The organism is Metabacillus sp. GQ13 (genome assembly GCF_059758525.1).
In genome coordinates this window covers 84,246-98,218 of record NZ_JCAXET010000003.1, presented here as the reverse complement: position 1 = coordinate 98,218, position 13,973 = coordinate 84,246, and the positions used below count along the sequence as shown (strand labels likewise).

At 36.1% G+C, this 13,973-nt stretch carries 10 protein-coding genes and 1 other annotated feature; of the genes, 9 read left to right on the top strand and 1 reads right to left on the bottom strand.

What is annotated here, in order from left to right:
- The first annotated feature begins 42 nt into the window (after window positions 1-42).
- From AC6CHR_RS04390 to dtd, 7 genes are all read left to right on the top strand, one after another.
- Window positions 43-336, top strand: a complete 294-nt coding sequence (locus AC6CHR_RS04390; protein ID WP_498247295.1) for a post-transcriptional regulator — start codon at window positions 43-45, stop codon at window positions 334-336.
- Window positions 337-532: 196 nt separating this feature from the next.
- Entirely contained in the window at window positions 533-2,776 is a 2,244-nt protein-coding gene (gene secDF / locus AC6CHR_RS04385; protein WP_498247294.1) for a protein translocase subunit SecDF, read from the top strand.
- Between the two features lie 231 nt (window positions 2,777-3,007).
- The gene (locus AC6CHR_RS04380) at window positions 3,008-3,346 is read left to right on the top strand and encodes a LapA family protein (protein WP_498247293.1); all 339 of its coding nucleotides are present in this window, start codon (window positions 3,008-3,010) and stop codon (window positions 3,344-3,346) included.
- Window positions 3,347-3,422: 76 nt separating this feature from the next.
- Window positions 3,423-5,777 carry a single-stranded-DNA-specific exonuclease RecJ gene (gene recJ / locus AC6CHR_RS04375; RefSeq protein WP_498247292.1) on the top strand — a complete coding sequence of 785 codons (2,355 nt, stop codon included), beginning with the start codon at window positions 3,423-3,425 and terminating at the stop codon, window positions 5,775-5,777.
- A 16-nt stretch (window positions 5,778-5,793) separates the two neighbouring features.
- Window positions 5,794-6,306 (top strand): adenine phosphoribosyltransferase, encoded by a 513-nt coding sequence (locus AC6CHR_RS04370; RefSeq protein ID WP_498247291.1) that lies wholly within the window; start codon window positions 5,794-5,796, stop codon window positions 6,304-6,306.
- A gap of 590 nt (window positions 6,307-6,896) precedes the next feature.
- Complete coding sequence (locus tag AC6CHR_RS04365) at window positions 6,897-9,104, top strand: RelA/SpoT family protein (RefSeq protein ID WP_498247290.1); 2,208 nt, start codon at window positions 6,897-6,899, stop codon at window positions 9,102-9,104.
- A 167-nt stretch (window positions 9,105-9,271) separates the two neighbouring features.
- The gene (gene dtd / locus AC6CHR_RS04360; protein ID WP_498247289.1) at window positions 9,272-9,712 is read left to right on the top strand and encodes a D-aminoacyl-tRNA deacylase; all 441 of its coding nucleotides are present in this window, start codon (window positions 9,272-9,274) and stop codon (window positions 9,710-9,712) included.
- 151 nt (window positions 9,713-9,863) lie between these two features.
- On the opposite strand, the gene AC6CHR_RS04355 is transcribed toward dtd, so the two are convergent.
- Window positions 9,864-11,627, bottom strand: a complete 1,764-nt coding sequence (locus AC6CHR_RS04355; protein ID WP_498247288.1) for an N-acetylmuramoyl-L-alanine amidase family protein — start codon at window positions 11,625-11,627, stop codon at window positions 9,864-9,866.
- Window positions 11,628-11,966: 339 nt separating this feature from the next.
- Here AC6CHR_RS04355 and AC6CHR_RS04350 point away from each other — a divergent pair, with 339 nt between their 5' ends.
- On the top strand, window positions 11,967-12,140 hold the full coding sequence (locus AC6CHR_RS04350; protein WP_498247287.1) for a hypothetical protein: 174 nt from the start codon (window positions 11,967-11,969) through the stop codon (window positions 12,138-12,140).
- Between the two features lie 73 nt (window positions 12,141-12,213).
- Window positions 12,214-12,443 (top strand) — a binding site (T-box leader).
- Between the two features lie 207 nt (window positions 12,444-12,650).
- Window positions 12,651-13,925: a histidine--tRNA ligase gene (gene hisS, locus AC6CHR_RS04345; protein WP_498247286.1), complete on the top strand. Its 1,275-nt coding sequence runs from the start codon at window positions 12,651-12,653 to the stop codon at window positions 13,923-13,925.
- Window positions 13,926-13,973: the final 48 nt, after the last annotated feature.

Here is a 13,973-nt window from a genome sequence, read left to right as displayed (position 1 = left end):
GGGGAAAACTTACTGTATCCGAAATTTAAAGGAGAGATTTCTATGGATAAGCATCCATTAGATGAATTAAGAGACCATGTCAAACCAGCTATCAAAAGTAAGCTTGAGGAATTTATGTTACTTGGTTATAACGATGTATCAGAGGAAAAGGTCTGGACTTTCTTAAAAAATAAAAAGTGGAAAAAGACTCCTGAGCTTTTAGTGCATGAAGTTGTTAGAGATGTATTGGCACTAAAGATTGGCGACTTTATGAATTATGCAACAGTTGAATCATATAAAAAAGACAATTGGTTTGATAGTAAAGAAGGAAAGGATCTTCTAAAAGGACTTATTTAACGTTGCTTCTATTCGATAAAAAGGCGTATAATTTTCAAGGAATCAATTATAGCTTTTACATAGGAGTAAAGAGTCTTATTAAGATGGAATTGCATGGTAATTGCAGTTTTTTAAGAACGGGGGAATACCCCTTAGCTGCAGAAATCTAGTAATTTAATCAATATTTATATTTTTTTATCTTTAAGGAGGATACATAATGGTTAAGCGCGGGCGCATAATTGGGTTTTTTCTACTTGTCATTATAGTAGGAAGCATAGTAGGATTGAACACCAATAAGGCGACAGATAATATTATTTTAGGTCTTGATTTACAGGGTGGCTTCGAAATTTTATATGAGGTACTGCCTGCAAATGAGGGCGACAAAATAACCAAGGAAGTTTTATCAAGTACCGTTAAAGCGCTACAGAAGCGGACGGATGTTCTTGGTGTCAGTGAACCGAACATTCAAATTGAGGGGGATGACCGTATCCGCGTTCAGCTTGCTGGAGTTAGTGACCAAACGAAGGCGCGGGAAATTCTCTCTACCCAAGCAGAATTAACATTCCGAGATTATCAAGATAAAGAAAAGTTAGATGGCTCTGATTTGGTTGAAACTGGTGCCAAGCAATCATTTGACGAGCAAGGTAAACCGAACGTTTCTATTGAATTAAAGGATGCTTCAAAATTTAAAGAAGTAACCGAGGAGATTGTCGGAAATACTCCAAATAATCAATTAGTCATTTGGCTTGATTATGCAGAAGGAGATTCATTTCAGAAAGAAATAGTAAAAGAAGAACCAAAGTTTATTTCAGCACCTAATGTTGACCAGGTATTTAATCAAACTGAAGTTACGATTACTGGTAACTTTACAATTCAAGAAGCGAAGGATTTAGCAGATTTATTAAATGCAGGATCACTACCTGTTAAATTAGATGAGATGTATTCAACATCTGTAGGTGCACAGTTTGGCGAAAAAGCATTAGATGAAACAGTACTTGCAGGTATTGTTGGGATAGCTATCATTTTCTTATTTATGCTTTTCTATTATCGCTTACCGGGCTTAATTGCAGTAATTACGCTTTCGACTTATATATATGTTATTCTCCAAGTGTTTGATTGGATGAATGGGGTTCTAACCTTACCAGGAATAGCAGCACTTATCCTCGGGGTTGGGATGGCAGTAGATGCTAACATTATTACATATGAACGGATTAAAGAGGAATTAAAGCTTGGTCGTACTGTACGATCAGCATTTAAAGCAGGGTCAAGACGCTCATTTGCAACCATTTTCGATGCGAATATTACAACCATTCTTGCTGGAGGAGTTTTATTCTTCTTTGGGACTAGTTCTGTAAAGGGGTTCGCAACTATGCTAATTTTAAGTATTCTTGTAAGCTTTTTAACAGCAGTGTTCCTTTCAAGAATGTTACTTGGATTATTAGTTGAAAGTCGTTGGCTTGATAAGAAAGTGGGTTATTTTGGGGTTAAGAAATCAAAGATACTAAGTATTGAAGACACCAAAGATGATACAACTGCCCCGACTAAATTTGACAATGTTGATTTCTTGAAATACCGGAAATTATTCTTTATGTTGTCTATTATTGCTACTGTTGCAGGTATTATTATCATTCTATTGTTTAAATTGAATACAGGAATTGACTTTTCAAGTGGTACTCGAATTGAGGTTTCTGCCGATCAAAGTTTAACAACAGAAGAAGTTAGTAAGGAAATGAGTAAACTTGATATTGAAATCGAAGACATAGTTTTATCAGGGAATAATAATGAAATTGCCGTTGCACGGCTTTTAGGTGTGTTAGATCAACAAGAAATTGCTGAGGTCAAGAGCCACTTTAAAGACGTATATGGTTCTGAACCAAATGTAAGTACAGTGTCGCCTACAGTTGGAAAAGAACTTGCCCAAAATGCCATGAAAGGGGTACTCATCGCTTCAATCGGCATCATTATTTATGTATCACTGCGATTTGAGTTTTATATGGCCCTTGCGTCCATCGTTGCCTTGTTACATGATGCGTTTTTCGTTATTGCATTCTTTAGCATAACTAGACTTGAGGTTGATATAACGTTCATAGCAGCTATTCTGACAATCGTGGGTTATTCAATAAATGATACGATCGTTACCTTTGACCGGATACGTGAACTATATAAGAAGACAAAGGTTAAAACAGTTGATGATCTAAGGTTTATTGTTAATCGAAGCTTACAACAAACTTTCACACGATCAATCAATACCGTACTAACTGTGTTAATTGCAGTAATAGCCCTGTTGATTTTTGGTAGCTCGGCAATAACAAACTTCTCAATTGCGTTATTAATTGGACTTGCTTGTGGAACGTATTCATCCCTATTCATTGCTTCACAGCTTTGGCTAATATGGAAGGGAAAACAGCTTAATAAGAAAAAGGAAATTCCTGCAAAATTAAGTGATGAACCACAAGTATAAACAATAAATAAGTAGGATCAGAACCTCAAGTAAAATGGATATAACGTGATCGACAGATCACGAATTATTCCATTGCTATGAGGGCTGATCCTTATTTATTGGGTTTTGTTTGGATACAATATGTTTTATAGAGAAGATCTGAGGGTAATTGGCTCAGAAGGATCGTTTTCACAAAGATATAACGACAGTTATATTGGGGAAATTGAAAAAAATGTTCTAGGAGTGATTCGGGTGAATCGTCAATTGAGTCTATTAATTGCTATTATTTTTGCATTAATCATTGCAGTATTTGCCGTAATAAATGTAGATTCAGTAAAGGTAGATTATTTCTTTGGAACAGCAGAGTGGCCACTAATTCTTATCATTTTAGGGTCTGTATTAATGGGAGGGTTTCTCATAGCCTCTGCTGGTGTAGTCAGAATTTATTCCATTCAAAGAAAACTAAAAATAGTTGAGAAGGAAAACAAGAAATTAAAGTCTATGCTGGAAGAAAGTAATCAAGAAGATCATTTGCCAGTAAGCAAAATAGAAGAAATCGAACTACAGGAGGATCATACACCTCAAAGTTAACCACCATAAGCGACCACCTATAAATTGAAACCCCTTGACCACTCTTGTATAATGGGATGGTTGAGGGGTGAATTTTATGTTAAAGGCAAAAACTAGATGGGTGGTCCAATCATCTGAGGAAACAGTCATAAAAACATTAACGGACGATTTAGCGATTACACCACTTGTAGCTTCATTACTAGTGAATCGAGGAATTAGTTCAGTAGAAAAAGCACGGGAGTTTCTCCAAACAGATAAACAAGCATTTCATGATCCTTTTCTATTAAAAGACATGGACAAAGCTGTCCATCGAATTCATACTGCTATTGAAAATAAAGAAAAGATTTTAATATATGGTGACTATGATGCCGACGGTGTTAGTAGTACAACTGTTCTGTTGTCCACTTTACGCGATTTAGGATCAGATGCAGATTTTTATATACCTAATCGTTTTACAGAGGGATATGGGCCAAATGAATCTGCTTTTAAGAAAGCACAAGAAAATGGTTTTACATTAATCATTACTGTTGATACGGGAATTGCAGCTGTACACGAAGCAGATATAGCAAAAGAGCTAGGCGTTGATTTAATTATTACAGACCACCATGAACCAGGTCCTGTTCTGCCAAATGCGTTTGCGATTATTCATCCGAAACAGCCTGATTGTCCTTATCCATTCAAGGAATTAGCAGGAGTGGGTGTGGCATTAAAATTAAGTCACGCGCTCCTTGGAAACTTACCAGCAGAGTTGCTTGAGATTGCCGCAATTGGTACGATTGCTGACCTAGTTACCTTGCATGGGGAGAATAGACTGATTGCGAAGACAGGACTAAATCAATTAAAAACGACTAAACGTGCAGGCTTAAAAGCTCTATTAAAGATAGCAAATGTCAAAAACACAGATATCAACGAGGATACCATCGGCTTTGCTATCGCTCCTCGTATCAATGCTGTTGGTCGATTACAGTCGGCTGATCCAGCAGTTGATTTATTATTAACTGAAGATGCAGAAGAAGCATTTCATATTGCAGAGGAAATCGATGAGTTAAATAAAGAACGACAAAAGCTAGTTCGCCAAATGACAGAGGAAGCAATCGAAGAAGTAGAAACATATTACCCTTCTTCAGATCATCCTGTTATAGTCATTGCAAAGGAAGGCTGGAATCCTGGGGTTGTTGGGATTGTTGCATCACGGCTAGTTGAACGGTATTATCGTCCGACGATTGTACTAAGCATCGATAAAGAAAAGGGAATAGCTAAAGGTTCAGCAAGAAGTATTGTTGGTTTTGACTTATTTGCAAATCTTTCTACTTGTCGTGATATACTACCGCATTTTGGAGGTCACCCAATGGCAGCAGGGATGACGCTTGAACTTAGTAATGTCGATACATTAAGAAACTCGCTCATCCAATTAGCAAAGAGCTGCTTATCCGATGAGGACTTTACACCAATAACTAAAGTTGATGTAAGCTGTAAATTGGAGGACATTTCTGTGACATCTATTGAGGAAATGCATTTGCTTGCTCCTTTTGGGATGCACAATCCAAAGCCGGTTGTTAAGGTAGAAAATGTGACGTTAGCTAGTATTCGAAAAATTGGGGCTGAACAAAATCATTTAAAGCTTGTCATTGAGCAAGAAGTTCACCAATTGGATAGCGTAGGGTTCGGGTTTGGCTATATCCACGATGAGCTGTCACCAACAGTAACATTATCTGCTATTGGCGAACTTTCAATTAATGAGTGGAATAACTTTAGAAAACCGCAACTTATGCTTCAAGATATTAAGGTGGATCAATGGCAGTTATTTGATTACCGTGGAGCAAAGAATATAGACAAGCTTCTTCATTCAGTTGTATCAACAAATAAGCCGCTAATTATCACATTTCAAGCTGCTATATTTGAAGATTTGAAACGTAAAGGTTATGAACAACAGTCTGTTTTCGTTGAAACACCTGCAATTGCCAGAGATCTTGATGTGAAAAATAAAAATATTATTTTAATTGATATTCCAGGATCACTAGAACTGCTCGAATTATTATTTAATCAAGGAGTACCTGACCGTATCTATACCGTATTTCAACATGAATCAGATCACTTCTTTGCGACAATCCCAACAAGAGATCATTTCAAGTGGTATTATGGTTTTTTAGTGAAAAAGGGCTCATTTAAACTAAAAGAACAAGGTGAACAACTTGCTCAGCATAAAGGTTGGTCAAATGAAACAATAGAATTTATGTCACAGGTGTTTTTTGAGCTAGAATTTGTTACAATAGAAAATGGTGTTATTTCGACAAATTCTTCATCTCCAAAAAGAGATTTAGCCGAATCGGAAACATACGCACAAAAACAAATGCAAATTGAATTAGAAAAGAAGCTATTATATACATCTTACATGCAACTTAAACAATGGTTTGAAGAAATATTTAAATCAGTTACGCTTGTGAATGTATAAGGAGGACATAGGAAAAATGGATTTAAAGCAATTTATAACAGTCGTCCCTGATTATCCAAAACCAGGAATCCAATTTAAGGATATTACAACATTGATGGATAACGGTGATGCATATAGATATGCGACCGACCAGATCGTTGAATATGCACGTGAGAAATCAATTGATTTGATAGTTGGTCCTGAAGCACGTGGTTTTATTATTGGCTGCCCAGTTGCATACTCCCTTGGTGTAGGTTTTGCTCCTGTTCGTAAGGAAGGGAAATTACCAAGAGAAGTGGTTCGGGTGGAATATGGCCTTGAATATGGAAAAGATGTTTTAACTATTCATAGAGATGCTATTAAACCTGGTCAACGGGTTTTAATTACCGATGATTTACTAGCAACAGGAGGAACAATCGGAGCAACGATCAAGCTTGTTGAAGAGCTAGGTGGCGTAGTCGCAGGGATTGCTTTCCTAATTGAGTTATCCTATTTAGATGGTCGTAAATTGCTAGATGGCTATGAAGTTTTAACTTTAATGAAGTTCTAAAAAATGAAGCACTCTAATGGGTGCTTTTTTACAAACTCTTTTATACAGACTTTCATTCAAAAGGTTATTATGTAAGAATAAATCGTGAATTCACGTATAATTTTATTATTTAAAACAACATTCTTTTCGAAAGCAGATGTTCAAAAGAACTTATTTTTTGCGATCGTCCTCCTATCTTCATTATAAAGTGTTAGTGTTTCGATAGAGTATCAATGAAGAGTTATCTTTACATTGTACAATTCTAGCGAGCTGATAACCATTTTTCCAACTAAGACAAATTTTCATATAGTAATCAATAAGTATTGCGAAGCACTTTTCGTGTAGAATCTATAATGGAACGACTAAATATAGTGTTTCTCCTTTACAATTACCTTATTATTATTGATAATAGTTACAATATAGCAAACGTTAATTTTAAATGGATATGAAAGTTTTCTGTTTAAGATAAGTGATCGAAAGAAAATAACAGAACAGTCTTTTATTATAGTTAGCAATAATGTTTTAAGAACTTATTTATTCTTTATAAAACGAATTTTTTATTAATTAAAAGCGGATTTTATTAAAGTTTTCATTATAAAAAAGGTGATTCCATGGCAAATGAACAAGTATTATCTTCCGAGCAAGTAATTGATAAGGCATTAAGGTATTTGTCAACTGACGATATCGCTTTTATTCAAGGCGCCTATGACTTTGCTGAAGAAGCACATAGAGAACAATTCCGAAAATCAGGTGAACCCTATATCATTCACCCAATTCAAGTAGCAGGAATCTTGGTAGATTTAGAAATGGACCCTGCTACTATAGCTGGTGGATTTTTACATGATGTTGTGGAAGACACAGAAGTTACTCTAGACGATTTGCGACATAAATTCAGTGATGAAGTGGCAATGCTCGTAGATGGAGTAACGAAACTTGGGAAAATTAAATATAAGTCACAAGAAGAACAGCAAGCTGAGAACCATCGGAAAATGTTTGTTGCGATGGCACAGGACATTCGTGTAATTCTAATTAAGCTTGCAGACCGTCTTCATAATATGAGGACCTTAAAGCATTTGCCACAAGAGAAGCAACGAAGAATTTCAAATGAAACATTAGAAATATTTGCTCCATTGGCGCATCGATTAGGGATTTCCAAAATTAAATGGGAGTTAGAGGATACTTCACTTAGGTATTTAAATCCACAACAATACTATAGAATTGTTAACCTAATGAAAAAGAAGCGCCAAGAACGTTTGGAGTACTTAGACCAAGTGATTGAAGAGGTCCGTGACCGTGTAGATGAAGTGAATATTGAGGCGGATTTTTCAGGGAGACCAAAACATATATATAGTATTTATCGCAAAATGGCTTTGCAAAACAAACAATTCAATGAGATATACGATTTGTTGGCGGTTAGAATTGTGGTCAATAGTATAAAGGATTGTTACGCTGTATTGGGAATTATTCACACGTGTTGGAAGCCAATGCCAGGCCGCTTCAAAGATTATATTGCAATGCCTAAGCCAAATATGTATCAATCCCTTCATACAACTGTGATTGGTCCAAAAGGTGATCCGCTAGAGGTTCAAATTCGTACAACTGAAATGCATCAAATTGCTGAATATGGGATTGCTGCACACTGGGCATACAAAGAAGGCAAAGAAATTGATGAAAAAACTACCTTAGAAAAGAAACTATCTTGGTTTAGAGAGATTTTAGAATTTCAAGATGATGTAGCAAATGCAGAAGAATTTATGGAGTCTCTAAAAATTGATCTGTTTTCAGATATGGTCTTTATTTTTACACCTAAAGGGGATGTCATTGAATTACCTTCAGGTTCAGTTCCAATTGATTTTGCCTATCGCATACACTCTGAAATTGGTAATAAAACAATAGGTGCGAAAATCAACGGTAAAATGGTGACTTTAGATTATAAGCTTAAAACAGGTGACATTATTGAAATATTAACATCGAAGCATTCTTATGGGCCAAGTCAAGATTGGCTGAAGTTAGCACAAACATCTCAAGCAAAAAATAAAATCCGCCAATTCTTTAAAAAGCAACGTCGTGAAGAAAACGTTGAAAAAGGAAGAGAAATGGTGGAAAAGGAAATAAAAAATTTAGACTTCGAAGTAAAAGAGATTATGATAGCTGAAAATTTACAACGTGTTGCTGGAAAATTCAATTTCTCAAATGAAGAGGATATGTATGCTGCAGTTGGCTATAATGGAGTGACAGCGATACAAGTAGCGAATCGGTTAACTGAGAAATTGCGTAAAAAACGAGATCAAGAAGTCCAGGACAAAACGGTAAATGAAGTTATCAATGAAGCCAAGCAAGTCTCTTCTTCATCACCAAGAAGGCGTGATGCTGGTGTTCAGGTTAAAGGTATAGATAATTTGCTTATTCGTTTATCTAGATGCTGTAATCCTGTCCCTGGTGATGATATTGTGGGGTTTATTACAAAGGGACGTGGTGTATCTGTTCACCGTTCTGATTGCACAAATGTTCATACAGATGATGCGAAAGAGCGATTAATTGATGTTGAATGGGAAAACCAGCCTTTAACCAGTAGAAAAGAATACAATGTAGAAATTGAAATATTAGGTTATGATCGTCGTGGTCTATTAAATGAGGTCCTTCAAGTGGTTAATGAGACGAAAACGAATATTTCTTCGGTTTCTGGTAAATCTGACCGAAACAAAGTCGCGACCATTAATTTAGCTATTTCTATTTCTAATATAAGCCATCTGCATAAAGTAGTTGAGCGAATTAAGCAAATTTCAGATATTTACTCCGTTAGACGGATGATGAATTAGCAATATGATGAAGTGCTAAAATGAGCATTATAGCTTGAAACGGTTAGAAACAAATAGCTACCTTAAATGAAGGTGTGGTGTTCTTCCTAGTTCGAGGAACTAAGAAGGGAGACTGTGTTCCCTTAACATTTGTTGGTGGAATCCCCACTCATGATAGGAGGTATCTTGTGAAAGTAGTTTTGCAAAGAGCTAGAGAAGCGAAAGTAATAGTAGATCAGAAGATAGTTGGCGAAATTGAAGAAGGTGTGATGGTGCTAGTTGCAGTTACACACGATGATATTGAAGCAGATGCAGAGTATCTTGCCGAAAAGATAGCAAACGTACGAATATTTGAGGATGAAAACGGTAAAATGAATCATTCTTTATTAGATGTAGGTGGACAAGTCCTTTCCGTTTCTCAATTTACCTTGTATGGGGATTGTCGAAAGGGCAGACGACCTAATTTTATGAATGCTGCAAAGCCAGATTATGCGAAAAGTTTGTATGAATATTTTAATGAAAAGCTAAAAGAAAAGGGTATTAAGGTAGAAACAGGAATATTTGGAGCAATGATGGACGTCCAATTTACAAATGTTGGTCCTGTAACCTTGATTTTAGAAAGTAAGTAAAGTTTGTTAGTTATTTTTAACGTTGACATATAAAACTGAATTTCAATGGAAAAAGCCGCTAATTTTGCGGCTTTTTCGTTTTGATGATTTATAAAGTTAATTATATAATTTGATTTCCAACTAAATGATTCAATCCAGCTTAAATAAGGGCTTATTTAAAATAGTGTGCAAGACCATTGTATATACCTTGTGATGCACGTTCTTGATAGTTAGAAGAGCTTACTGTTAATTCCTCATTACGATTACTTATAAAGCCTAGTTCGATTAGAACAGAAGGACTTTTATTTTCACGAAGAACATGAAGATTGCCAAACTTTGTACCACGATCTCTTAGTTTGGTTTGTTTCACCATTTCAGAATTTAATTTAGAAGCTAGTGTGGCATCCTTTTTGGAGCTATAATAATAAGTTGTTGTTCCGGCTATGCTTCTGTCTGCTATGCTATCGTAATGGAGACTAATGAATGCCAATGCGTTCCGATAATGTGATGTACTAACTCTAGAGTTTAAGCTAATATACGTATCATTTGTTCGGGTAAGAAAGACATTAGCACCTGCAGACTTTAGCTTATCGTAGACAAGTTTAGCTGTTTTTAATGTTAAGTTTTTTTCTAGTGTGCCTCTTGTACCTACAGCTCCACTATCTCGGCCTCCATGACCAGGATCTATGACAATTGTTTTATTTTTCACATATTGTTCTGATCCTGGTTTTGTAACTGGAGAACTGACCCCAGATGATTCGACAACCCAACCAGCGATATAACCAGTTTGGTTTGTACCTAGATTAATTTTGTACCATTTACCAACAGTTTCAATTATCTCATAGGTGCTACCTAAATTGGCTCGTTGGACTACTGAGTGACTAGTAGATGCACCAGATCTAATATTCGTACCATTATAAATGACTTTCACATGTTTTTTATCAGCCTTGCTAGGGGTACTTACATTAGAATTAGTTATTTTAGAAATATACCATCCAGCTACCCAGCCAGTTTTATTTGTACCATAACTAATTTTGTACCAATCATTTTTTTCCTCGACTACTTTAACAAGAGTTCCTTTACTAACCGTCCCGACAACTTTTCCATTCAAAGTTCCGTTATTTCTCACATTTAAAGATGTAGCTGTGACCTTACCACTAGACATTGAGTTTGCAGATGCAGTAGTTGAATCAGGTGCCTTTGATGGTGACCCAGTGCTAGTAATCTTTAAATAATCACTGTGTACCCAACCCTTTATTCCTTTTGCTTCGATTTGTGACCAACTACCCTGATCTGTTACAACAGTTACAATTGCGTTCTTCTTCAAGTTGCCAACACGAGTGCCAGTTGTAGAAGGTGTACTTCTAACATTCAAGGATGTAGCAGTAATACTAGCTGTCTCTTTTGCTGTTGTAGAAGGTTTCGTGCTAGTTGTAGAGTTTACTTTTACATAGTCTGAAGAGACCCAGCCTTGTTTGCCTGAATAAGCGATTTTTATCCACTCACCACTCTTCTCTAAGTATGCAGCTGTTTTCCCTTTCTCAAATACACCCATAACACGAAAGGATGTTCCGGGTCCAGAGCGGAATCTTAACCCTGTAGCATTTGATACAACTTCACCACTACCATTGGAAATAATTGGGGTAACTACAGAGTTTTTCTTCTGGCTCACATGCCAATTAGCTACCCATCCGGTTTTGCTACCAGAATATTTAATTTTAATCCAGTCACTTTTCTTTTCAACTACATGAAAAGTCTGACCTTTTTTCACATTGGCAATAACAGATGATGTGAGCCCTGCTCCGCTTCGCACATTTAAAGAGTCAACATTAATAATGATCTGTTCGTTGGTTGCTGTTGATATTACTGGGCTAAAGTATGCTGTACATAAGAAAACGGTTAAACAAATGCAAATGGTTATGCCTTTCTTAATCAACAATAAATCCTCCTTCTTCTAGATGCTTAGGAAATGACTAAAACTTTTGTGCTGAGGCTAAGTCTCGATATCCAGGTCCAACAGTCCAACTTCTCAAAAGTTGGATGCCTAGGAAAAAGGCAATCCCCTTTTCCTACCCCTATGAGAAAAAACTAAACCCTTTTTTCTCATAGGGTATAAGCGTCTTTTGCTATTCGGAGCTGTTCGATGTGCTTAGGCTTTTGTTGTTTATTAATCATTTCTTTTCTTATATCGGCAATCCTTTTTATATTTGAAATAAAATCTACCAATTTAGGAAAAGATATGAGTAATCATATTTTTAAAAGAGGAGGTAGTAACGTGAGAAATAGTGAAAAGGGAGAATTATCTCAAAATAACCACAGTGTATTTGGAGTGGATTTTCATGATTTCATGGTGAAGGAACAAAATGATACTTCGTTAGAATTAGCATCAGAATTTGGAATTTCATTAAATGAAGTAAAGAGTTTGAAGAAAAAATTAAATCGTTCTTGACATTGTATCGTAAACATTCGTATGATAAGATAAATTCGATAGTAATGATGATAGACTAAAACCTTACATATAAATTGAACCAGTGAGGGAGAACAGTAAATAAGAATACACGTGAGCAGAGAGGAAATGCCTAGGCTGGAAGCATTTCTACATGATGACTTATTGAAAAACACTTCCTAGGTTTCTCTCTTAAAAACGATTTGTTTAGTAGGAGTAGAACGTTACAGGCGTTAACTGATCGAGTGGAAATAACTTGTTTATTTCAACTAGGGTGGAACCACGGGTATAACTCTCGTCCCTACATTATGTAGAGACGGGAGTTTTTTATGTTTAAAAATCAAAGGTAGAGTGGTTTTTGTACAAAGTTTTGTGTCTAACTATAGCGCCTAGTTCATCGAGTCATAAGTCCCTTATGAATGAAAGGTTAAGAGCACTTTCTAATCATGATAGTCTTATGTTTATCGGGACTGAAAAAGGAGCTTCTGCTTTTAAGAATTGGAGGAGAAAGTGATGTCATTCCAGATTCCTAGAGGAACTCAGGATATTTTACCTGGAGAAGTTGAAAAGTGGCAGTTTATCGAAAATACTGCACGAGATTTGTGTAACAGGTATCAATACAAGGAAATACGGACACCAATATTTGAGCATACGGAATTATTTGCTAGAGGTGTTGGCGAGAGTACAGATATCGTTCAAAAAGAAATGTATTCATTTCAAGATCGTAAAGGAAGAAGCATGACATTAAGACCTGAAGGAACTGCATCAACTGTCCGTTCCTTTGTGGAAAAGAAGCTGTATGCAAACCCTTCGCAACCGACTAAACTATATTATATTGGCCCCATGTTCCGATATGAACGTCCGCAGACAGGTCGCTTTAGACAATTCGTTCAATTTGGTGTCGAAGCACTTGGTAGTAATGATCCAAGTATTGATGCAGAAGTAATCTCACTTGCGATGTCTCTGTATCAAAAACTTGGCTTAAAGAGTTTAAAGCTTGTGATAAACAGTCTAGGTGATGAAAACAGCCGTAACGCACATCGAGAGGCACTAATTTCACATTTTGAGCCTAGAATTGGTGAATTTTGTTCGGATTGTCAAAAGCGACTTGAGCAGAATCCTTTGCGTATTTTAGATTGCAAAAAGGATCATAATCATGAATTAATGGGTACAGCACCTTCTATTCTTGATTACTTAAACGATGAGTCTAAGAGTTATTTTAATAAAGTACAACAATATTTATCAGCGAACAATATTTCATTTGAGGTAGATCCTGGACTAGTTAGAGGATTAGATTACTACAATCATACTGCTTTTGAAATAATGAGCAGTGCTAAGGGCTTTGGTTCAATTACTACATTGTGTGGTGGTGGACGCTACAATGGCCTAGCTCAAGAGATTGGTGGCCCTGAGACTCCTGGAATCGGTTTTGCATTAAGCATAGAACGTCTTTTAGCTGCTTTAGCTGCTGAAGATGTGGTCTTACCAATTTCTAGTGCTATTGATTGCTATATCGTCACAATGGGGGACCTTGCTAAAGATCGAGCTGTTTCATTGTTATATGAAATGAGAAATGCAGGTCTAAAAGCTGAAAAAGACTATGAAGATAAAAAAATGAAAGCTCAATTCAAAGCAGCAGATCGTCACCAAGCAAACTTTGTTGCTGTGATAGGTGATGATGAACTTGAAAAAAATGTGATTGCAGTCAAAAGTATGGAAACAGGAACACAAGAAGAAGTTGGCATCGATCAATTAATACCTTATTTGAAGGAAAAGCTTTCACACTAATTTATCGTAAGGTTGTTTTCGTATAGCTTTATTATACAGATACATTTT